Source organism: Hyphomonas sp. TMED31 (assembly GCF_002172815.1).
GTDB lineage: Bacteria > Pseudomonadota > Alphaproteobacteria > Caulobacterales > Hyphomonadaceae > Hyphomonas > Hyphomonas atlantica.
On sequence record NZ_NHCK01000011.1, the window covers coordinates 1 to 21,776 of the forward strand.

Annotated in this window: 18 protein-coding genes, 1 tRNA gene and 1 pseudogene; 12 read left to right on the plus strand and 8 right to left on the minus strand. The window is 58.2% G+C overall.

Going from position 1 to position 21,776, the window contains the following annotated elements; translation table 11 throughout:
- Positions 1-26 precede the first annotated feature (26 nt).
- A complete protein-coding gene (locus CBB91_RS01420) occupies positions 27-2,897 on the plus strand; it encodes a TonB-dependent receptor (protein ID WP_273011341.1) in 2,871 nt (956 codons plus the stop codon).
- Here CBB91_RS01420 and CBB91_RS01425 read toward each other — a convergent pair.
- Positions 2,863-3,912 (minus strand): alpha/beta hydrolase, encoded by a 1,050-nt coding sequence (locus CBB91_RS01425; RefSeq protein WP_273011344.1) that lies wholly within the window; start codon positions 3,910-3,912, stop codon positions 2,863-2,865. The two genes, CBB91_RS01420 and CBB91_RS01425, sit on opposite strands and share 35 nt — an antisense overlap.
- A gap of 64 nt (positions 3,913-3,976) precedes the next feature.
- Here CBB91_RS01425 and CBB91_RS01430 point away from each other — a divergent pair, with 64 nt between their 5' ends.
- The gene (locus CBB91_RS01430) at positions 3,977-4,621 is read left to right on the plus strand and encodes a DsbA family protein (RefSeq protein WP_273011346.1); all 645 of its coding nucleotides are present in this window, start codon (positions 3,977-3,979) and stop codon (positions 4,619-4,621) included.
- A gap of 945 nt (positions 4,622-5,566) precedes the next feature.
- Here CBB91_RS01430 and glmM read toward each other — a convergent pair.
- Together glmM and cysQ are read right to left on the minus strand one after the other, a co-directional pair.
- Complete coding sequence (gene glmM / locus CBB91_RS01435; protein ID WP_273011349.1) at positions 5,567-6,907, minus strand: phosphoglucosamine mutase; 1,341 nt, start codon at positions 6,905-6,907, stop codon at positions 5,567-5,569.
- 59 nt (positions 6,908-6,966) lie between these two features.
- The gene (gene cysQ / locus CBB91_RS01440) at positions 6,967-7,755 is read right to left on the minus strand and encodes a 3'(2'),5'-bisphosphate nucleotidase CysQ (protein WP_035547985.1); all 789 of its coding nucleotides are present in this window, start codon (positions 7,753-7,755) and stop codon (positions 6,967-6,969) included.
- 137 nt (positions 7,756-7,892) lie between these two features.
- Here cysQ and CBB91_RS01445 point away from each other — a divergent pair, with 137 nt between their 5' ends.
- Complete coding sequence (locus CBB91_RS01445) at positions 7,893-9,515, plus strand: caspase family protein (RefSeq protein WP_273011352.1); 1,623 nt, start codon at positions 7,893-7,895, stop codon at positions 9,513-9,515.
- On the opposite strand, the gene CBB91_RS01450 is transcribed toward CBB91_RS01445, so the two are convergent.
- The 5 genes from CBB91_RS01450 to CBB91_RS01470 all read right to left on the minus strand — a co-directional run bounded on the left by CBB91_RS01450 (position 9,512) and on the right by CBB91_RS01470 (position 12,956).
- Entirely contained in the window at positions 9,512-10,390 is an 879-nt protein-coding gene (locus CBB91_RS01450; protein ID WP_051602431.1) for an FKBP-type peptidyl-prolyl cis-trans isomerase, read from the minus strand. The genes CBB91_RS01445 and CBB91_RS01450 overlap by 4 nt on opposite strands.
- Positions 10,391-10,471: 81 nt before the next feature.
- The gene (locus tag CBB91_RS01455) at positions 10,472-11,698 is read right to left on the minus strand and encodes a threonine ammonia-lyase (RefSeq protein WP_273011355.1); all 1,227 of its coding nucleotides are present in this window, start codon (positions 11,696-11,698) and stop codon (positions 10,472-10,474) included.
- 163 nt (positions 11,699-11,861) lie between these two features.
- The gene (locus CBB91_RS01460) at positions 11,862-12,101 is read right to left on the minus strand and encodes a DUF1150 family protein (protein ID WP_273011356.1); all 240 of its coding nucleotides are present in this window, start codon (positions 12,099-12,101) and stop codon (positions 11,862-11,864) included.
- A gap of 220 nt (positions 12,102-12,321) precedes the next feature.
- Positions 12,322-12,397: transfer RNA gene (locus CBB91_RS01465), tRNA-Ala, on the minus strand.
- Positions 12,398-12,443: 46 nt separating this feature from the next.
- Complete coding sequence (locus CBB91_RS01470; protein ID WP_035547978.1) at positions 12,444-12,956, minus strand: TIGR02300 family protein; 513 nt, start codon at positions 12,954-12,956, stop codon at positions 12,444-12,446.
- A 118-nt stretch (positions 12,957-13,074) separates the two neighbouring features.
- On the opposite strand from CBB91_RS01470, the gene aroA reads away from it, so the two are divergent.
- The 9 genes and pseudogenes from aroA to CBB91_RS01515 all read left to right on the plus strand — a co-directional run bounded on the left by aroA (position 13,075) and on the right by CBB91_RS01515 (position 21,723).
- Positions 13,075-14,397 carry a 3-phosphoshikimate 1-carboxyvinyltransferase gene (aroA, locus tag CBB91_RS01475; RefSeq protein ID WP_288145209.1) on the plus strand — a complete coding sequence of 441 codons (1,323 nt, stop codon included), beginning with the start codon at positions 13,075-13,077 and terminating at the stop codon, positions 14,395-14,397.
- A 52-nt stretch (positions 14,398-14,449) separates the two neighbouring features.
- The gene (locus CBB91_RS01480; RefSeq protein ID WP_273011363.1) at positions 14,450-15,544 is read left to right on the plus strand and encodes an NADH:flavin oxidoreductase; all 1,095 of its coding nucleotides are present in this window, start codon (positions 14,450-14,452) and stop codon (positions 15,542-15,544) included.
- Positions 15,545-15,577: 33 nt separating this feature from the next.
- Positions 15,578-16,216: a (d)CMP kinase gene (gene cmk, locus CBB91_RS01485; protein ID WP_035547969.1), complete on the plus strand. Its 639-nt coding sequence runs from the start codon at positions 15,578-15,580 to the stop codon at positions 16,214-16,216.
- A 149-nt stretch (positions 16,217-16,365) separates the two neighbouring features.
- Positions 16,366-18,051 (plus strand): annotated as a pseudogene (rpsA, locus tag CBB91_RS01490) (30S ribosomal protein S1); the annotation flags it as partial.
- A 413-nt stretch (positions 18,052-18,464) separates the two neighbouring features.
- On the plus strand, positions 18,465-18,764 hold the full coding sequence (locus tag CBB91_RS01495) for an integration host factor subunit beta (protein ID WP_035547965.1): 300 nt from the start codon (positions 18,465-18,467) through the stop codon (positions 18,762-18,764).
- 106 nt (positions 18,765-18,870) lie between these two features.
- Entirely contained in the window at positions 18,871-19,281 is a 411-nt protein-coding gene (mscL, locus tag CBB91_RS01500) for a large conductance mechanosensitive channel protein MscL (protein ID WP_035547961.1), read from the plus strand.
- A 145-nt stretch (positions 19,282-19,426) separates the two neighbouring features.
- Positions 19,427-20,137: an SDR family NAD(P)-dependent oxidoreductase gene (locus CBB91_RS01505; protein WP_273011369.1), complete on the plus strand. Its 711-nt coding sequence runs from the start codon at positions 19,427-19,429 to the stop codon at positions 20,135-20,137.
- Between the two features lie 54 nt (positions 20,138-20,191).
- Positions 20,192-21,091 (plus strand): tyrosine recombinase XerC, encoded by a 900-nt coding sequence (locus tag CBB91_RS01510; protein WP_273011371.1) that lies wholly within the window; start codon positions 20,192-20,194, stop codon positions 21,089-21,091.
- A gap of 98 nt (positions 21,092-21,189) precedes the next feature.
- Positions 21,190-21,723: a rhodanese-like domain-containing protein gene (locus tag CBB91_RS01515; protein WP_273011373.1), complete on the plus strand. Its 534-nt coding sequence runs from the start codon at positions 21,190-21,192 to the stop codon at positions 21,721-21,723.
- Positions 21,724-21,776: the final 53 nt, after the last annotated feature.

A 21,776-nucleotide genomic window follows, 5' to 3' on the forward strand; every position in this document is an offset into this window, starting at 1 on the left:
GTCGCTCACAACACGGGAGGAAATATATGAAGAACCAATTCAAACTGTGGCTCAGTGCGTCTTGCGTTGCGATGGCTGTCGGCATGCCAGCGGTCGCGCAGGAGGAAGATGCAGAGGCACGTCAGGATACCGTCGTTGTGACGGGATCGTTCATTGCCGGAACGCCAGAGGACGCAGCGCTGCCGGTGGACGTCCTGACGGCGGGTGAGCTCAAGCTTGAAGGCTCGCCCAGCGTGTCGGAGCTGATCCGCAACCTTGGCGTGTCTTCCGGTGTCGACGGACAAACCAACCAGTTCGCCTCGAACGGTCTGGAAGGGACGTCCAATGTGAACCTGCGGGGCCTTGGGCCCGGACGGACACTTGTGTTGCTGAACGGCAAGCGTCAGACATTCTCGCCTTATAGCGTGGGTGAGCAGGCACAGCTCTTCGTGGATACCAACATGATCCCGTCTGCTGCCATTGGCCGGATCGAAGTGCTGAAAGATGGCGCCGCGGCGCTGTACGGCTCCGATGCGATTGCAGGCGTTGTGAACTTCATCACGCGCAATGATCTGGACGGATTCGAAGTCGGCGGCAGCTTCCAGCAGTTTGATGGCTCTGATGGCGAGTATGATGTGTCTGCTGCCTGGGGTAAGCAGGGCGGCGATTGGAACTTCATTATTTCGGCTGGTTATCAGTATCGGAACGAAGTGCCGTTGCTTGAGAAAGACTGGGCTATCTCCGACATTACGGAAAACCCCGTCGGTGGTTTCTCTTCCTTGTCCAATCCGGGCCGTTATGTTGCTCTCGGCGCAACTGGCGTCATTGGCGCAGTCAATCGTGAAGCAGGCTGTACGGATGTTGGCGGCATTGTGAACCCCGCCAACGATCAGTGCTATTTCCAGTTCACCCAGTTCGATAATCTGGTTGAAGAGGAAGAGCGCTATCAGATATTCGCTGAGTTTAACCGCGAATTTGGTAACGGCGTCGGCCTCCATGTCGAGGCGCTTTACGGCATGACAGACGTGCCATCCTGGAAAACGTCTCCGTCCTACCCGCCGCAGGAACTGGCAACCCAAGTGGTTCCGGTTACCAACCCGGGTTTCCAGCAATACATTGCGGACAATCCCGGCGACTTCCCGGCCGGCACGCTCGCAGCGCTGTATATCGGACGTTCTTTTGGTTGGGGCGGCTTCCCCGGCACAGGCGGCGCGCAGGAAGGCTTCCGCGAGCATGAGACGCTTCGACTCGCCGGTGAACTCGACGGCACGTTCGAGAATGGCATCAACTGGTCGGCCAGCCTCGGCTATAGTGAGGCTTCTGCTGATCGGAACACGAATGATACCTACATCCTCGGCTTCACAGCTGCCCTGAACGGATTTGGTGTTTGTACCGATCCGATCACCGGCAATGATCCGGCGACTGGAACTCAGCCTTTCGCGGCGGGCTATACTGGCTCACTCGTGGCAGGCACAGGCGCATGTGAGTATTACAACCCATTCTCCAACGCCATTCCGGCAAATGCGATTACGGGTGAAGCAAATCCATCTTATGTGCCGGGTCTTGAGAACTCCGAGACGCTTGCGGACTGGATGACGGACGGACAGTTCACGGCAGCTGAAACCAGCTTGCTCGTGTTCGACGCCGTCATGAACGGTCAGTCCAATGTACAGGCCGCAGGTGGCTCCGTGGGTTGGGCTGCTGGTTTCCAGGTTCGCCAGGAAACTTACACGCTGACGCCCAACGCGCTGAACAATCTCAACATCACGCCTGGACCAGGCGGTACAGGTCCGTTCTCGTTCCTGGCCGGCTTTACGCCTGCTGATCGTGATCAGACGATCTACGCCGCATTTGGTGAACTTCAGATCCCGCTCTTTGAAGATCTCGATGTTCAGGTTGCCATGCGGTATGAAGATTATGGCGGTGATGTCGGCTCGACCTTCGACCCGAAAGTCGCAGCCAAGTGGCAAGTGAACGATGCCTTCTCCCTGCGTGGGTCTGCCCAGACCTCTTTCAAGGGGCCAACGCTGAACCAACTGGCTGGCAACGTCACAACACTGCAATTTGTTGCGCCGACATCTGCCTTCAAGGCGGTTGACCAGTTCGGTAATCCGGCTCTATCGCCAGAAAGCGCCTTCAGCTTCAACATTGGTGGTATCTATCAGCAGGGCGGATTCAGTGCCTCGCTTGATTACTACAATTTCGACTTCTCTGACCCGATCATCGTCGAAGATCAGGCCTCAATCGTGAATGCTGCTCTGGCAGCGATTGCTGCCGGTGACACTGACAATGCGATCCTGGAACGTATTACGTTCACGGATAACAACAGTGACGGGATCAATCAGGCGAACGAAATTGCCCGTGTTGAAACCAACATCGTCAATGGTCCTGACATCAAGACATCCGGTTTCGATATTCGTGTCGAAAACGTTTGGGATAATGCCTTTGCGGGCGGCGATTTCTCGCTGGGCGCGGAAGCTTCCTACATTCTCGAATATGATGTCGATGATTTCGAGATCGAAGGTGTGGTCATTCCGGGCGGCGACCGTGTGGATCAGTTCAACCGGTCGAACTTCTCCCGTTCCCTGCCGAGCTGGAAAGCGAACGTGTTCGCCAACCTGTCAGCAGGCGACCACAATTTCCGCGGTGTCATGCGTCACATCGACTCCTATGAAGATGAGCGCGGCGATCTGACGGGGAATGGCACGTCGGATATCGACAGCCANACNACGTTNGACCTGTTCTATNCGTGGCAGTCGACGGCNTGGGANCTGGANNTCGGNCTGTCTGTNGTGAACGTGACGGATGAAGATCCGCCATTNGCCCAGTTCGACCTGAACTATGACCCGTACACCCACAATCCGTTTGGCCGCACATTCAAAATCAGTGTGACCAAGCGTTTCGGCGGCAGCGACTGATTGCCATCGAATGCAGCACTGGAGGCGGTCTTCGGATCGCCTCCTTTTTTATGCGTNNTNAGATCGAACCGAGCGCCTTGCCAGCTTCGATACCNGCATCGCGAATCGCGTCCCGGACGGTGTCGGACAAGGCAGTCATGTTCATGAATCCATGCACCATGCCCGGATGCTCCCGCACGCTGACCTTCACGCCAAAGCTCGCCATCTTGTCNGCATAGGCGAGCCCCTCATCNTTCAGGGGGTCCCANCCACACAGAACNAAATGCGCAGGCGGAAGACCCTTGAAAGAGGCAGGATCAGCGAACAGGGGAGAGACACGCGGATCCATNCGCTGCGTATCCTCGCCGATATAAGCATCNCGAAAATACTCAAACAGATTTGCAGAAATGAAGAANCCACCNTCCTGGAAGGTCATCTTCTTTGTTCGTATGTCCACGAACTGCACCAATGGATAAAGCAGTAGCTGGAACTTTGGACCAGGCTTTCCGGTGCGCAGTAATTCCTGTGCAAGAAAGGCCGAAAGATTCCCGCCTGCGCTGTCTCCGCAAACGGCGAGCCGGTTCGGATCCACCCCGCAAGCGTCGGCATGCGTGGTGACCCAATTCCAGGCAGCAAGCGCATCATCATGCGCCGCGGGAAACTTGTGCTCTGGGGCAAGACGATAGTCGATCGCGATCACCCGCGCTCTCGCCCCCTCGGCCAGCCGCCGACAGATCATGTCATGACTGTCCAGGTCGCCGAGAACAAATCCGCCGCCATGAAAGAAGACGATGCCGGGGCCGGGCGGTATTCCCGCNCCCAGCGGTGTGTACAGGCGGGCTTTCATCGGTCCGGCGGGGCCGGGCAGGGTGACCAGAGAGATATTGGCCATTTCCGGCGCATCTCGCTCAATCGCGCGGCTGGCAACGAAGAATTGCTGGCGCAGGCGATCAACCGAGCCTTTCCAGTCCATCGCGGAAAAGTCCGGCATCTGGAATTTGTCCATGAACTGGCGGAAGGAGTTATCGAGGCCCATGCCGAATTAGATGGGCCTAAAATCAGTTCTTGTGAAGGCATCAATACGCCGCCAAAGTGTCGCCATGAAAACTGTCGACGTCTTCTGGTCTTTTCGGTCGCCATATTCCTATCTGGCGACGAAGCGGCTTCGCGCCCTCAGCTCGAAATGGGATGTGCGCGTGCGGCCTCGGCCCGTGTATCCGATTGCCATACGAACGCCTGAATTCTTCTCGGAAATCCGACCGCAATGGGTGCCGTATCTGGTGCGGGACATTGTTCGACTGGCTCAGTATCTGGAGCTGCCATTCGGACCCCTGAACCCTGACCCAGTGGTCATGAATATGGTCACGCGGGAAATCTCTCCGGAGCAGCCCTATATCGGTCGTCTGACACGGCTCGGNATTCTGGCCTGCGAGGCGGGCGATGATGCGGGCTGGGCTTTCATGGATGAAGTTTCAACCCTGATCTGGTCCGGCGGGGCATGGACAGAGGGCACTGCGCTGGCCGATGCGGCGGCGCGAGCNGGATTCGATCTTGCCGATTTGGATGTTCGGCAAGAGGCCGAGGCTGACCGGCTGGAAGCAGTCATCGCCGAAAACCAGACGGCCCAGGATCCGCATCATTGGGGNGTTCCGCTCATGGTGTTCGAGGGAGAGGCGTTTTTCGGGCAGGATCGGCTAGATGTGCTGGAATGGCGGCTTGGAGAATCCGGCATCGCGCGACGTTGATTGTCAGAGGCGGGATAGTTTTTCCAATTGGCTGAGATCCCCAGAATCAAAGTCGGCGGACATCACGAATTCCGAGAAAGCACGTCCTTTCGTCCCCTGAGGCAGAGTTTTCAGTGCGGTCACAGCCGTAACGCCCAAATCGCACATATCCAGAGATTCCAGCATGGTCGGCGACGGCCCGCCCGAGTTCGCGGCGAGCATGAGCGGCATGATCTGCGGATCGGAGATAATCGACATGGCGACGCCCTGCAGGGCCGATTCATCCTGATGGGTGAGCTTTCCGTGGTTTACCGGGCTGGTTCGCGCATCTTCAATTGCGGCGAACGCGATGCTGATAGAGGCGAATGAATAGTCGGTCAGTTCGCTACCAAGATCCGCAAGGTCTGAAGCTGCGGCCATCTGGCTGGATAATCCGGAGGCCGCGTCGAAGTTCTGATAGCGACTTCCAGAGCACCAACGGTGATTGCGGCGTGATGCGCTTCGCAATTCCTTGCGGGTCATGTCCAGCCAGTCGTCCACATGGCGCGTATTGGCATTGGCGAGCGTGGTCTGATGCTGGCGAAGCACTTTGCCCGCGGCCGCCAGCGCTATTCGGGCATGATCGTGCTGATCCGACTTCGAAAGGCGGCGGTCCAGATCAGCGCGTGCATTCGGGTCAATTCGCCCAAGTGCAGAGAGGAAGGCTTTGGCTGATTTACCTTCAAGACCTGCATGCTGGACCGAATTTACTTGAGCGGAAGCAATCGGAAACGGCCCATCAGAAGCGCTTTTCTTTGGCAGGTTNAGCACCGCAAAGAAGGCGCCAGCGACGACAAGAATTGTGATCGCGCCGAAGGTCAGCGTGTTGCCATCTTTCGGTTTACTGCCACCTCGTGCGTCAAACGTCATGGTCTGCCCCCCCCATTTCACCCGAAAGTGTGGAGGACAATTCCTGACAAAGCCTTATCAGGCGGCCGCTTCTACCGCGCTGACCACATGGGCCAGAGCACGCAACATCAGGTCTTCTTCCAATGCTTCCGCCATGACGCGGATCAATGGCTCGGTGCCGGATTTGCGGACAACCATGCGTCCGCGTTTGCCCAACATGTCGTCTGCGTCCGACAGCGCNGCTTTCACAGTGTCTGCGTCCAGCGGGTTTGATCCGCTGAAACGTATATTGACCAGTTTTTGCGGAGCTGGGTCGAAGACATGCAACAATTCGGAGGCGGGGCGATCGCTGTTTGAGAGTGTTTTCAGAACCTGAAGGGCTGCCANCAGGCCATCGCCGGTNGTGGATACATCCGACAGAATGATGTGCCCGGATTGTTCGCCGCCCAGATTGAAACCGTGCTGGCGCATGTGCTCGCCGACATAGCGGTCGCCAACTTTCGTGCGCGCCAGCGTCAGATCAAGTTCCTTGAGGTATTCTGCCAGACCCATATTCGACATGACAGTGGCAACCATGCCCCCGCCAGTCAGCTTTCCGGCCCGGTGCAATTCGCCAGCGATGAGCGCCATGACCTGGTCGCCGTCAACTTCCTCTCCGGTTTCATCNACCACGANGACCCGNTCGGCATCGCCATCAAATGCGATTCCGATATCAGCCCCGGTGTCGACGACTGTCGTTTTCAGAAGGTCCGTNGCGGTAGAGCCAACACCAGCATTGATGTTCAGACCGTCCGGTTGATCGCCAATGATCGTCAGGTTCGCGCCGAGCTGGCGTAGCGCTGCGGGTCCTACTTCGAACGCGGCACCGTGAGCGCAATCCAGCACAATCTTCAGCGCGGACAGGTCCATGTCTGTGCCAACCGCTTGCAGGCAGCGGTCCAGATAGAGCGTTGTCGCGCCGGTGAGTGAGTGGGGCGTCGAAACCGTGGAAGGAGCGGGATAATCTCCCTCGAAGGCCGACGCCATGGCNGATTCAAGCGCCTCCTCGGTTTCATCTGTCAGCTTGATGCCTTCGGGGCTGAAGAGTTTGACGCCATTGTCATCTGCCTTGTTGTGAGAGGCAGAAACCATCAGGCCAAGCGCAGCGCCGGTTTCTCTTGTCATCAGGGCGACATTCGGTGTTGGGACAACGCCAAGCAAGACAGGTTTGAGGCCCATACTGGTCAGGCCAGCAATCAGGGCGGCTTCGATCATTTCCCCAGACCGACGGGTATCGCGGCCAATGACCACTTCACGCCCGCCATTTGGAGCGAATGTCCGGGCAGCCGCAATTGCCAGCCGAAGGGCGGTCTCTGCCGTCATCGGGTGTGCGTTTACCCGGCCACGAATGCCGTCCGTTCCAAAGTACTGCCGTGCCATACGCTACATCCTCCTCACATGCTTGTGGCAGGACTTGGCGAAAAAATCGAGATCGTGCCTCAGGCGGGGGTGACATCGCCATAAACGATGAAATGGGGATTGTCGTAGCCGCGTTCTTTCTTGCCGTAGAGAAGAGGTTTTGCCTCTTCTGTCAGTACGCGGCCACCTGCAGCCTCCACGACCGAATGACCTGCCGCTGTATCCCATTCCATGGTGCGGCCCATGCGAGGGTAGAGGTCTGCCTCTCCTGCAGCGATCAGGCAGAATTTCAGCGACGAACCGGCCCCGACGGTTTCGGCGACGTCGAACTTGCCGAGCCAGTCATCTGTTTCCGCGGACCGGTGCGATTTTGAGGCGACAGCTGTCAGGCCCGCTTCAGGGGCAGGGCGGATTTTCAATGCGGTGCGTTCGGTTGGTACATCCCCACCTGGCTCGACCGTGGCCTGCCAGGCTGAATTGTGGCTCTCAGCCACGAACAGGCGATCACGCGCTGGAGCATACACAACCCCCATGACCGGGCGGCCATGTTCGATAATCGCGATGTTTACGGTGAACTCACCATTCTTGTTTACGAATTCCTTTGTGCCATCCAGCGGATCGACCAGTGCGAACCGATGACCGTGCTCGGGCACTTTTCCATCGCTGAAGGATTCCTCAGCGACGACCGGCAGGCTTGGCTCAGCTTCGGCCAAGCCTTTCAGGATCAGGACTTCGGCACGTTGGTCCGCCTCTGTCACCGGAGAGGCGTCGCCTTTCCGGTCCACATCGAAATCGCTTTCGTAGATCTCCATGATGAGTTTTCCGGCGTCGAGGGCAATCCGGGCGAGTTGGTCGGCGGAAATGGTCAAGTGTGCGATCCTTTGTGTAATTCCGAGGCTCTTCCTGTCAGCGCTCTCATGGGATGACAACCCATACGATTGGGTTGTGTTGACGAGGTAGGATTGCATGGGCAAGAAAAGGGCGTCGCTTTCGTCGGAGGGTCAAGATGATCTCACGTCGCCATATGCTGCTGATCGGTGGCGCGGCGGCCATGCCTTGGCCCGGCCGCGCACAACAGACACCTGCAAAAAAGCGAATTGCGCTGATCATCGGCAATGCGTCCTATTCAGAGGGCATCGGAACGCTTTCCAATCCGATCAATGACGCCAATGTGGTGGCCGAAGGCGTGCGCAATTGCGGGTTCCGGCTCGTTTCTGGCGACATCGTTCAGAATGCCGGGCGATCTGCCATGATGAGCGCAATCCGAGATTATGTGGCAGAGTTGAAGGCCGCCGGGCCTGAGGCCATGGGATTTTTCTACTATTCCGGACACGGCGCAGCCCGAGAGACCGGCGGCAATTATCTGATCCCGGTAGGGGAAGCAGATGAACTGAACGAAGCACTCTGGGATGATTCTGTGGAACTGGATTGGCTGATGGAACGGCTGGACGCGTTGGAAGCTCCAAGCGTTGTCGCCATCGACGCCTGTCGGAACGTTTTAAAACTGCCAGAGGCCCAACGCTCGCTTGGCGGAGGAGAGGCTTTCCGGGGCCTCAGGCGTACGGCGGGCGGCGCTGGCGAGCGCAACATGTTCCTCTCCTTCGCAACCTGGGAAGGGGAGACGGCAAGCGATGGCCGTGCCGATGACGGGAACGGACCCTACGCACGGGCACTTGGCATTCGTCTCAATGAGCCTGCGACCACTGTCCGTGACATGTTCGAGCAGGTACGTCTGGATGTACTTGAACAAACGCTTCAACGGCAGGAGCCCATGAATCTCTCCCGGCTTCAGCGCAGGTCTTCCGACATCAAGATTGGTTCCTGGACCAGGGATCCGTCGGAATCGAGCGCCGAGACGTCACGCTACCCACTCAGGCATGCCCTCATTATTGCGAATTCCTATTCCGATGCCGGAGACCTCAGCCTGCCAAATGTCCATCATGACGGGGAGATTGTTCGAAGTGCGCTGGCTTCTGCAGGCTATGAGACCGTTTATCTCCCAGACGGAAATGATCGCGAAACCCGGGATCAGGTCGACCTTTTCGTGCAGCGTCTCGACGCGGCGGGTCCGGCATCTGTCGGGTTGGTCTATTTCGCAGGATATGGAACAGCCCTGGACGGAGAGAATGTGCTGTTGCCGCAGGGCCCGATCCCCCGGTCCAAATCTGAGTTGCGAGACCAGGGAATCTGGATTTCTGATCTTGTGGCGCAGATGGAAGCAGCGTCGTCACAAGCGATCATGATGCTGGTCGACTGCGGCAGGCCATTTTCGCTTGGCGGCGAAAAGGGAGAGGATCGCGGTTTTTCAGAGAGCTTCGGCAAAGATCGGGTTGTTATTGCCTATGCGGATGCGCCGGGAACGTATCATCCAGACGGGAAAGCCCCGTCATTGTTCGCGGACGCATTTGCCCGGAATGTCGTGACGCCAGACCGGATAAGCATTCAATCTGTGCTGCGCCGGGTGAATGACGATGTCATGCATGCGTCCGAGGGGCAGCAGCGCCCGTGGTTTCAAACGTCGTTGGACCTGCCAATCTACTTCAGGGCCGATTTGCTTCCCGAAGAAGCAGGCGAACCGAGCGCGGAGGATTCGTCGCCGAACTCTCCACGCCGGTACAAGAGACGCTAGTTCATCACGTCCAGAAGTTCGACTTCGAACATCAGATCCGCATTCGGAGGAATGGGGCCGCCCGGCGTGCCTTGGGCACCATAGGCAATGTCCGATGGAATATACATCAGCCAGCGATCTCCCGGCTTCATCATGGCAAGCGCTTCGACCCAGCCCGGGATCAGGCGGTCTGAGGGAAAGAGTTCCGGCTGACCCCGCTGGAAGGCGCTGTCGAACATTTCGCCGTTCTCTGCGAGCCGGCCTTCATAATAGACAGCAACCATTTGTCCGTTTACGGGGCTGGCGCCAGATGCATCGCCGCTTTCCAGAACAACATATTGCAGTCCGGACTCAGTTTTCTGGACTTCCGGAAGGTCTGAATTCCACGGCGTGTATTTCTCCCAGGCTTCCGCATCAGCCGATTTCGGCTCCATCACTTCAACCAGCTCCACTTGGAAAACGAGATCGTCGCCCGCCTTGATGACGTCGCCGCGATTGGAATTTCCATAGGCGAGAGCATTTGGAATATAGAAGAGGTAGGTGTCGCCCTCGCTCATCAATTGGAGCCCCTGCGTCCAGCCCGGAATCACCTGATTCAGGCGAAACATTGAGGGAGATCCGCGATCATAGGAGGAGTCGAATTTCTCGCCGTCCGCGGTACGACCTTCATAGTGGACACGGACCATATCGGTTGGCACAGGGCTCGCGCCGTCCTCTGGTCCTTCCTTCAGGACGATATATTCGAGGCCGGCAAGCCCAGTTTCGACGTCCGCACTTTCTGAGTTCCAGGGTAGATGCTTGTCGAACGTTGCGTCGAGGTCAGCGGTATCGGTGCCGCTGCTACACGCTGTGGCGAGGATTGTAGCGGTAAGAGCCGCGAGCATAGTCCGGATCATGTGTCTCTCCAGTGATCAGGTGGGATCAGTCTCGTTTAAGCAGGACAAGCAGCAAAGTCACCTCGGCAGCTGACGCAGCGGTCAGAGGGAGCGTGGCGGATAGCCAGCTTGGGCGAGTGCATCGATGACTTCCTGTGTGTGCTGGGCATCGCGCGTTTCGATCAGAATATCGAATTCTGCGCCTTTTGCGGGNACATCCAGCGCGATGCGATTGTGGGCGACTTCCATGATGTTGGCGCCCTGNTCGCCNATGATCTTGGAAACAAGCGCCANGAGGCCGGGCCGATCGTCGCCAATGATACGGATGGAGGTCAGGCGGTTTTCGCGAACAAGTGCCCGTGTGAGCACNGAAGATAGCAAGCGCGTATCGATGTTGCCGCCACACAGGACAAGGCCGACATTGCGGCCCTGAAAGCGCGAGGGATGTGCCAGAAGGGCAGCAAGCCCAGCTGCACCCGCGCCTTCGGCGATGGTTTTCTCGACCTCCGCATACAGCGTGATGGCGCGCTCCAGATGCTCTTCCTCTACCAGGACGATGTCATCAACCAGCTCAGCGCAAATCTGGCGGGTCAGCTCCCCCGCCTCTTTCACGGCAATGCCCTCAGCGATTGTTGCACCGCCGGTTTTTGGCGTTTCGCCGCGCAGGGCGGCGTGCATGCAGGGATACATTGCCGCCTCGACGCCAATGATCTTGATTTCAGGCTTCAGGGCNTTGGCCGCAATCGCGATGCCGCTGATCAGGCCGCCACCACCAATCGGCACGACCAGCGTNTCGAGCTCTGGATTGGCCTCCAGCATTTCCAGCGCAATCGTACCTTGCCCGGCGATGATGTCAGGATCGTCGAACGGGTGCAGGAAGGTGAGATTGTCCCGCTCACACACTTCCATCGCATAGCTTTTGGCTTCGTCGAAGATCAGCCCTTCCAACAGGACACGTGCGCCGTGACTGCGGGTATGCTCGACCTTGCTGAAAGGGGTGGTCTTGGCCATCACGATCGTGGCCGGAATGCCAAGGCGGCGCGCATGGTAGGCGACGCCCTGCGAATGGTTNCCGGCNGAAGCGGCGATAACCCCGCGCTTCTTCTGGTCATCCGTCAGTTTCGACAGCCGGTTCAAAGCGCCGCGTTCCTTGAACGCAGCGGTAAATTGCTGGTTCTCGAACTTCACCCAGACTTCTGCGCCCGTAATGCTCGACAGCGTCCGTGACTTGTTCATCGGCGTATGAACGATCTGGCCATCCAGCACTTCAGCGGCAGCTTTGATATCGTCCAGGGTCACGGGCAGGTCGGATGTGTGTGTATCGGGCATAGTGTGGGGGTCCGGGGGGTGAAAACGCGCGCACCCTATGCCTGCGCCCCCCCAAGGGCAAGGCCGGATGGNTGGTTCCTGCAGGCGCAACAAGCTGGATCAGAAAAAACCCCTCCGAACCCAGTTCGAAGGGGANTTCCAATGGGGCCTGTTTGAAAGCGTATCAGTGTACGCTGAGCGGCTTCAGATCGTGAGACCGGGCAGCGGCAAAGGCGGCTTCGCGGCCTTGTACCACAGCCAGGCGCACNCCGTCGGCCGACGCCACNACGAACAANTCGTCGGNTTCGTCGATCTGATCAATCGCATTCTCGGGAAGAATTCCCGAAAGCTCTCCGGCATCAAGATGGCGGATATACACGAAGGCGTCGCTTTCAAACGGGTTCGTTTTCAGGTCTGTAGTCATCGTTCCAATCCTTTCCGTCACAAGAGACAGACATGCCGAACGCGGGAAGCATGTGTTCCACTGTTCATAATAAAGGTGGGGAACAAAGGTTCCGGTTCAAGGACCGGATTGGGGCATCTTCGGGGCACATAGTCACGTTTATGTGCACCAGATGGCGCGTGTATTCAGGCAAGGTTCAGGAATGACGAGAACGACAGAAATTCGCTGAATACGCAGGAAATGGTGGAGCCAGACGGAATCGAACCGACGACCTCTTGCATGCCATGCAAGCGCTCTCCCAACTGAGCTATGGCCCCGAACCGGAAGCGACGCAGTTACATCCGCCGCTTCCGGGTTTCAAGTCTATTTTTCATCTTCCTCATCATCGAGAGTCAGATCGTCGTCGTCATCGTCGGCGTCTGCATCGATTTCGAAGTCAGTGTCATCATCGTCATCCAGCAGGATGTCGTCATCATCATCGTCATCCACGCCGTCTTCATTGAATCCGGCCGGGACTTTCGCTGGCGTATCGCCGTCTTCGTCCTCATCGGACGAACCTTCGAGGATAACTTCTTCCTCGTCGCCACCAAGTTCCTTGGCTTCTTCCTCGTCGGATTCGTCGTCCTCATCATCAATGTCGTCATTGGTGCGGGCGGCGGCATCCTCTTCGTCGTCATCTTCATCATCATCCTCGGTCTTGACCGCGGCCTTTGCAGCCTTGGCTTTTACCTTGGTGATGGTGGTGCGGATGACTTCGTCTTCCGGATCAAATTCCTCGCCGCATTTCGGGCAGACGCAGGGGCGCTTGTTCAGGTCGTAGAAGCGTGCCTCGCAGGAAGGGCAGACCTGTTTGGTTCCAAGTTTGTCTTTCGACACGGGAGACAGCCTCCTTATGGTCTTCTCTGATTTTGATATGGGCGGGCGCTTGCCATGAACGCCGCACGCTGTCAAAGCCCCATTTCACGTGATCAATCAAGCAGGGAATGTACCTGAAATGGTCTGGACCAGCCGACCCGTTAAAGCTCTCAAAGGCAACATCCGCGCGCCGGGTGACAAATCTTGTTCACATCGTGCCCTCATCTTTGGCGGACTTGCAGCAGGAACCAGCCGATTTACCGGCCTTCTCGAAGGCGAAGATGTCCTGCGTACAGGCTGGGCCATGGAAGCGCTCGGCGCGACTGTAAAGCAGACTGGCCCCGGTGCATGGGAAGTGATTGGTGTGGGCGAAAAAGGACTGAGCCAGCCGGAAAAAGATCTCGACTTCGGCAATTCAGGCACAGGCTCTCGCCTGATGATGGGCCTGGTGTCTGGCTATCCCATCAATGTCGAGATGACCGGAGACGAAAGCCTTCGCTCACGCCCGATGAATCGGATCCTGAAACCGCTGCGCATGATGCGCGGGCTCGATACGGCAGGGCCGGATGGCCAGTTGCCCTTCGCAATTGTTGGCACAGAAAGCCTGAAGGCGATCACCTATGTCCCGCCGGTCGCATCTGCTCAGGTGAAATCGGCCGTGTTGCTTGCGGGCCTGAACGCAGATGGCACAACGATTGTTGAAGAGGCTCGTCAGACCCGAGACCATACGGAACGCATGCTGCGCGGATTTGGTGTCACTGTGGGAACAGAGCGGTTGGGGGCCGAAGGCGTTCGCGTGTCCCTGGAAGGTGGGCAAAAGCTGACTGCGATTGACGCTGCCATCCCCGGCGATCCCTCCTCCGCAGCATTTCTTGTCGCGGCGGGCATTCTGTCACCGCAAGGGGATGTCATGGTCGAGGGCATCATGTCCAATCCGACCCGGTCGGGTTTCTATGATGTGGTCAACCTGATGGGCGCACATCTGGGCGCAGAAGAGATGGGCGATGCGGCAGGGGAGCGGCTGATCAATGTGCATGCCGGATCAGCGCAATTGAGCGGAAAACCCGTGCCTGAGCGTCTGGTCCCTTCAATGATCGACGAATTCCCGATCCTTGGTGTGCTGGCTGCCTTTGCTGAAGGTGAGACGGTTGTTACCGGCGCGGAGGAATTGCGCGTAAAGGAATCCGACCGCATTGGCGCTGTGGTCGCCATGCTGCGGGCCAATGGCGTTGACGCCGAAGAGCGCCCGGATGGATTTGCCGTTCAGGGCTGCGGTGGCCCTCCGCCAGGGGGCGGCCTTGTGGAAACGCGGCATGACCATCGGATCGCCATGAGCGCGCTGGTCATGGGCACAGCGTCGCAGAATCCGGTCAGCGTGGACGATATCTCCATGATTGCGACCAGCTATCCGGACTTTCTCAGTCACATGGCAGAGCTTGGCGCGGATATTTCGGAAGGCTGATTGCCGCTAGGTCAAAATTGACGACAGAGCGCGGGGCGGCAAAGTACAGATCATGACTGATCTGACTTCTCCCCTCGCGTTTTCTCTGGGGCCTGCCCTCAAGAACCGTTTCGTACTTGCTCCTCTCACCAACCAGCAGAGCCATGCCGACGGCACGCTCAGTGCAGACGAGATCCGCTGGCTCTCCATGCGGGCTGAGGGCGGCTTTGGCCTGACCATGACCGCAGCGGCCCAGATTGATCCGCACGGAATCGGCTTTCCGGGCCAGCTTGGATGTTTTGATGACGCCCACCTTCCCGGCCTGCGGGAGCTTGCGGCCAGGATTAACGCGGAAGGCAGTCACTCGGTCGTCCAGCTTCACCATGCAGGTATGCGCACGCCGCACGATCTGATTGAGGGCAAGCCGGTTTGTCCGTCGGACAATGAAGAGTTCGATGCTCGGGCGATGACCCTCGCTGAGGTCGAGAAAGTTCGCGATGATTTCATTGCGGCGGCTGTGCGCTGTGAAGCTGCTGGGTTCCACGGCGTTGAGGTGCATGGTGCCCACGGNTACCTGCTGTGCCAGTTCCTGAGCGCCGAGATCAACAAGCGCGATGACGCCTATGGCGGCAGCCTGGATAATCGTGCCCGGCTCACCTTCGAAATCATTGATGGCATCCGCGCCGCTTGCGGTGAGAATTTCTCGTTGGGCCTGCGCCTGTCGCCGGAGCGGTTCGGTATGGATNTCGGCGAGGTGCGCGAAGTGGCGCGCCGCGTGATGGCAGATGGAAAGATCGATTATCTCGACATGTCCTTGTGGGATGTCTTCAAGATGCCGGCTGACGAGGCGTATCAGGAGCGCCGTCTTGTGGACTGGTTCACGGATTTGCCGCGCGGAAATGTTCGCCTTGGCGCAGCTGGAAAGCTGCTGACCGGCGCGAAATGTCACGCAGCGATAGAGGCAGGACTGGATTTTGTCGTGATTGGTCGCGGCGCGATCCTGCATCATGACTTTCCAGAGAAAGTCGCCGCCGATCCGGATTTTGAGCCCGCAACGCTTCCGGTGTCACGTGATCATCTCCGCCGCGAGGGGCTTGGGGAGAGCTTCATTGACTATATGAGCGGTTGGAAAGGCTTTGTGGAAGCGCCAGCGGCTGAGCCTGCTTGACTTGACTTGCGGGATCGCTCACTTCCCGCCCCCATGATTATTGCGATTGATGGAACCACCGCTTCAGGCAAGGGCACGATTTCCAAGCGCCTGTCGGCTCATTACGGTTTGCCGCACATGGATACCGGACGGCTGTACCGGGCGACGGGCGTCGCCGCGCTTCGCGCTGGCGTCGATCTGACGGACCCGGACGCAGTCGCTCATGTTGCGCGCCATCTGGATCTTGCCAGCTTCGACGAAGCGGATCTGCGTACGGCTGACGCGGGCAAGGCAGCGAGTGTGGTTGCCGCAATTCCGGATGTAAGACAGGCATTGTTCGAACTGCAACGGGCATTCGCCACCCAGCCCATCGGGGCGCTTCTGGATGGCCGCGACATCGGGACAGTGATTGCGCCGGAGGCCGATGCAAAGCTCTGGGTGGATGCCCGCGTTGAAGTGCGTGGAGAGCGGCGCTGGAAGGAATTGCAGGGGCAGGGAAGTGACCTGACTCTCGAAGAAGTCATCGAACAGCTGCGCGCGCGCGACCAGCGAGACCAGTCCCGCAAGGACGCCCCTGCGGAAATGGCGGCAGATGCTGTCTTGATCGATACAAGCGACCTGACTATAGAGGCCGCAGTGGAAAAGGCGATTGCGGCTGTTGAGGCAGCGATTGCCCGTGGAAACCGCGCCTGAAGGGGCTGCTCCTCCAAATTGGGGGCACCTCAAATCCAAACAGGCCGCACCACTTCAAATTCAAAGAGACCACGCTCTCGGGTCGTTCTGAGCAGGCTGCAATAGTGCACGTCTGCCTTGAGCCGTTCGACCCGCCCGAAGGAACCCAAATGTCTGATAGTTTCAATCCAACGACCGACGATTTCGCAGCAATGTTCGAATCGTCCACGGCCGCCAGCGCAATGCAGGAAGGTCAGGTCATCCCGGCAACCGTTATTCGTATCGATAATGACGCGGTGCTGGTTGATATCGGTCTGAAGACCGAAGGCCGTATTCCGGTCAAAGAATTCTCGATGGAAGACAAGGAGCCGGCCCCCGGCGACATCGTCGATGTCTACCTTGATCGCATCGAAAACGCCCTTGGCGACGCTGTCCTGTCCCGTGACAAGGCTCGCCGCGAAGAGCGCTGGATCAAGCTCGAGAAGAGCTTCAACGCCGAAGAGCCCGTCAAAGGTGCAATTTCCGGCCGCGTCAAAGGTGGCTTCACAGTCGACCTGGGCGGCGTGAATGCGTTCCTGCCAGGCAGCCAGGTGGACATCCGCCCGGTTCGCGACGTAGGCCCGCTCATGGGCGAAATTCAGCCCTTCCAGATCCTCAAGCTGGACCGCGCACGTGGCAACATCGTTGTTTCCCGCCGCGCCATCCTCGAAGAGAGCCGCGCCGAACAGCGCGCAGAAATCGTTTCCGACATGGCGGAAGGCGACGTTCGCAAGGGTATCGTCAAGAACATCACCGATTACGGTGCGTTCGTTGATCTCGGCGGCATCGATGGCCTGCTGCACGTTACGGACATGAGCTGGAAGCGCATCAACCATCCAAGCCAGGTTGTGGAAGTTGGTCAGGAAGTTGAAGTCCAGATCATCAAGATCAACCCGGAAACCCAGCGTATTTCGCTTGGCATGAAGCAACTCGGTTCCGACCCGTGGGACGGCATCGACGTCCGCTATCCGGTCGGCGCACGCCTCAAGGGCCAGGTCACCAACATCACCGATTACGGCGCCTTCGTGGAGCTGGAAGATGGTGTCGAAGGCCTGATCCACGTTTCCGAAATGAGTTGGACCAAGAAAAACGTCCATCCGGGCAAGATCCTGTCGACCTCTCAGGAAGTCGATGTGGAAGTCCTGGACGTCGATTCCGAGAAGCGCCGCATCTCGCTCGGCCTGAAGCAGACCATGGACAACCCGTGGACCGCCTTCCTTGCAGAGCATCCGGTCGGCACGGAAATCGAAGGCGAAGTTCGTGGCATCACCGAATTCGGTCTGTTCGTTGGCCTCGGCCCGGACCTCGACGGCATGGTGCACATCAACGACATCGCCTGGGACAAATCCGGCGAGCAAGCCATCGAAGCCTTCAACAAGGGCGACATCGTCAAGGCGAAAGTCCTCGACGTTGACGTTGACAAAGAGCGCATCTCGCTCGGCATCAAGCAACTGTCTGGTGACCCGATCGAGGCCCCGGCAGATGGCGGTGCAGGCGTGAAACGCGGTTCGACCGTCACCTGTACGGTTACGGAAGTCACCTCTGGCGGTGTCGAAGTCGAATTCGGCTCCCCGGCGATGAAATCCTTCATCCGTCGCTCTGACCTGTCCCGTGATCGCGCGGACCAGCGTCCGGAACGCTTCGCTGTAGGCGACAAGGTCGACGCGAAAGTGATCTCGGTGGACCGTTCGTCCCGCCGCGTATCCCTGTCGATCAAGGCCCTCGAAATCGCGGAAGAGGCAGAAGCCGTTGCACAATACGGATCGGCAGACGCCGGTGCGTCGCTCGGCGACATCCTCGGCGCAGCCCTGGCTTCGTCCGGCGGTGCCAAGGAAACTTCCGAGAAGGTTACGCCAACTCCGCCAAGCACAGATGGCAAGGCAACTGCCGACGCGTCTGCGCTCGACGAGAATGGCCGCCTGTCCGCAGCCCAGGGCGATGCTGACGATCTGAAGCAGATCAAAGGCGTCGGACCGGCCTTCGAGAAGAAGCTGAACGAAGCTGGCATCTACCATTTCTGGCAGATCGCTGCGCTGACAGACGCTCAGCTGGCGACCCTCGAAGAGGAAGTTGGCACGTCTGGAAAAGGCGCTGAGTGGAAAGCTCAATCCGCTGAACTGGCTGACAGCTGAGGTGATTGATCCGACCGTCGGATCATAATCTAAAATTGATGAAATGTTTGCGGCGGGGGCCTAGCGCTCCCGCCGCAAATGCGTTTAATATCAACGACATGCTGAAGTCCGAATTGATTGCAAAACTCGCTGTCGAATACAGTCACCTGCGCCAGGAAGATCTGGAGCGGGTGGTCAATGTTATTCTTGACGAGATCGGCTCTGCGCTCGCACGAGGGGATCGTGTCGAGCTCAGGGGCTTCGGTGCATTCTCGGTCCGGCAACGAGAGGCCCGCAAGGGGCGTAATCCCCGCACGGGTGAGTCTGTCGAAGTGCCGGCGAAATCGGTCCCGTTCTTCAAGGCTGGCAAGGAGCTTCGCGCCCGCGTGAATGGCGGCGAAGACCCCGAAGCGCGCTAAGCCCCATAGCAGCGTTAACTGAGTGTGGCGTCTTGACGCGCCCGGCAAATTCTCTGCCTATTTGCGTCTACGCTGAAATATCCAAGGCAAGGGAAAGGGGCGCACAATGCTTAAGGAATTCAAAGAGTTTGCCATGAAAGGCAATCTGGTCGACATGGCGGTTGGCTTCGTCATGGGCGGTGCATTCGCTACGGTTGTCACAGCTTTCATTCAGGGCGTGTTTCTGCCGATTCTGGCGCCGGTCATGGGCGGCATCGACCTGTCGGCTCTGACCTACACGATTTCCCCGGCCGAGCTGAACGAAGCTGGCGAAGTGGTCAAAGAGGCCGCGATTGTTGAGCTAGGCGCATTCATCGCCGCGCTGATCTCGTTCATCATCGTTGCGTTCGTCATGTTCCTTATTATCAAGGGCATGAACAGCATGCAGAAAAAGGAAGAGGAAGCTGCACCGGCTGCGCCACCGCGCCAGGAAGTGCTTCTGGAAGAAATTCGCAACCTGCTCGCCAAACAGAGCTAAGGGTTCGCGTTATCTCATTCATGAAGGGTTAAGCTCAGTATGCTTATCTTCATGGATAGTAGAGTACAGGTAGAGTAGTGAAGGGCGGCCTGATTGGTCGCCCTTCTTTTTTGCCTCCACGCTTCCGCACTCTAGATCCGACTGCATGAACGCAATTGTATTCGGATCGAATGGCGGGATCGGCCGCGCCCTGACAGAACAGCTTGTTCATCGAGGTCAGCACGACACGGTATTCGGCGTCTCCCGAACAGGCACCGCGCCGTATGGGGCGATCGGCGTGACGGCTGACGCGCTGGACGAAGGCTCCCTGAGGACAGCCCTCAAGGAGATTGCAGGCGCAGGTGACATTCGACTCTGTATTGTCGCGATTGGCCTGCTTCATGCCGGGGAGGGGCTTCAGCCTGAAAAATCCTACCGCCATCAAAGCCGCGATGCGTTCGAGAAGATATTTGCCGCAAACACGATTGCGCCGGCGCTCATCGCCAAGCATGTGCTGGGCGAGATGTCGCGGTCGGGGCGATGGGTGTTTGCGCCTTTGTCTGCACGCGTCGGCTCCATCAGCGATAATCGCCTGGGAGGCTGGCATGCCTATCGAGCATCGAAAGCGGCTCTGAACATGCTGATCCGGAACTATGCGATCGAGAGCGCCCGAAAGAATGACGAGTCCATCTGTGTCGGGCTGCATCCGGGTACGGTCGATACCGGACTTTCCGAACCGTTCCAGTCGAACGTGCCGGACACGCAACTATTTTCACCGGAACAGTGCGCAAGCTATCTGCTTGATGTCATCGAAGGCTTGCGCGCGGGTGACAGCGGGCATGTGTTCGACTGGGCGGGGAAGCGCATCGAGCCCTGAAGGGCGTCTCCCCCGCGAAAGGCAAAGTTAAGATCGTGCGGTCACACTGCTCGTATGGAAACGCTTGCTGCCTTCGTCGCCTATCTCACGGATGAACGCCGGATGGCTGAAAAGACCGTCGAAGCCTACCAAAGCGACCTTGCAGGCTTTTTCGGCTTTCTGACGCAACATCTTGGGGAGCCGCCAACGCCGCAGCGGCTGGGTAATTTGCGGGCGCGCGATGTGCGGTCGTTTCTGGCGCATCGTCGCCGGGATGGTCTGTCAGATGCCTCCATTGCGCGGCTGCTGTCGTCTATCAAGGCGCTCTATCGCTGGCTCGGCAGAACGTATGACATCGAGAATGCGGAGATCGCCTATCTGCAAGGACCGAAACGTCCGCAACGCCTGCCCCGTCCGGTGTCGGTTGAGGCGGCTAAGGACCTGATCGCAGAGGCGGGAACTGATCCGGATTCCGAAGCCTGGATCAATGCGCGTGATGCGGCCGTGCTGTCTCTGCTTTACGGGGCCGGGCTCCGCATCTCTGAGGCCCTCAGCCTGACGGGTGCAGACATTCCTCTGCCGGAGCGTTTGAGGATCACAGGCAAGGGCGGAAAGGTGCGTATTGTGCCGCTTATTCCAGTCGTGCGGGAAGCCGTGGACGCGTATGCAGGTTTGTGTCCCTACAATCTGGGGCGCAGCGATGCTCTGTTTCGCGGCGCGAAGGGAGGTGCGCTCAATCCGCGCCTCATTCAAGGACTGGTCCAGAAGCTTCGCGCTGTTCTCGGGCTGCCATCGACGGCGACCCCGCATGCCCTGCGTCACGCTTTCGCGACACACCTGCTTGCGGCGGGGGCGGACCTTCGCGCGATCCAGACGCTGCTCGGGCACGCGTCGCTGTCTACCACGCAAGTGTATACGGGTGTGGATGCGACCCGCTTGAGGGATGTGCACTCTGCGGCGCACCCCCGGGCCTGAATAGCCTTAGTAAACTCATTCAAATTGCCCATTCCCGCCTTAATTCGCGGTAATCCTGTTCGTGTAGTGTGGGGAGGTATGCGGAAAGGATTGGCGCCATGGGTGTCAAAGGAAATGCAATTCTCGGCCTGATTACGCTTGCAGCGTTCATTGGCTGTGGGCTGATGGCACAAGCACAGGAAAGCCAGGTCGACTATGACGGTTTCCTCGGCCTGACTGCTGAGGTCTCCGAGTACCGCGCCTCGCGTCTGGTTGATCTCGATACGTTCAATGAGATGAAGACCGATCAGGACACAATCATTCTGGACACGCGCAGCGCTGACGCGTTCGAAATGGGTCACATCGACGGCGCGATCCATCTGAACTTTTCTGATTTCACGGACGACAAGCTCGCCAAGATTATTCCATCGAGGGACACGCGCATCCTGATCTATTGCAATAACAACTTCACCGACAATGTGGCGCCCGTTCCTGTGAAGCGGATCGAACTTGCACTGAATGTTCCCACATTCATCAACCTCTACGGCTACGGGTATCAAGATATCTATGAGCTTGAGGGTGCGTATTCGCTGTCTGATCCAAAGATCGCGTGGGTCGCTGGTGACACACCATTCCAGACATCGCAGCGCTGAGACTCTTCAGTAAAACTCAATAGTTCATGTGCAGCATTGCATTCTTCGCAACC

Excerpts from the sequence above, each read along its gene's own strand:
- CBB91_RS01445 (WP_273011352.1), top strand. The coding sequence starts at position 7,893 with ATGATCTCACGTCGCCATATGCTGCTGATCGGTGGCGCGGCGGCCATG.
- mscL (WP_035547961.1), top strand. The coding sequence starts at position 18,871 with ATGCTTAAGGAATTCAAAGAGTTTGCCATGAAAGGCAATCTGGTCGAC.
- CBB91_RS01510 (WP_273011371.1), top strand. The coding sequence starts at position 20,192 with ATGGAAACGCTTGCTGCCTTCGTCGCCTATCTCACGGATGAACGCCGG.
- cmk (WP_035547969.1), top strand. The coding sequence starts at position 15,578 with ATGATTATTGCGATTGATGGAACCACCGCTTCAGGCAAGGGCACGATT.
- CBB91_RS01505 (WP_273011369.1), top strand. The coding sequence starts at position 19,427 with ATGAACGCAATTGTATTCGGATCGAATGGCGGGATCGGCCGCGCCCTG.
- CBB91_RS01450 (WP_051602431.1), bottom strand. The coding sequence starts at position 10,390 with ATGATCCGGACTATGCTCGCGGCTCTTACCGCTACAATCCTCGCCACA.
- CBB91_RS01515 (WP_273011373.1), top strand. The coding sequence starts at position 21,190 with ATGGGTGTCAAAGGAAATGCAATTCTCGGCCTGATTACGCTTGCAGCG.
- CBB91_RS01495 (WP_035547965.1), top strand. The coding sequence starts at position 18,465 with ATGCTGAAGTCCGAATTGATTGCAAAACTCGCTGTCGAATACAGTCAC.
- aroA (WP_288145209.1), top strand. The coding sequence starts at position 13,075 with ATGGTCTGGACCAGCCGACCCGTTAAAGCTCTCAAAGGCAACATCCGC.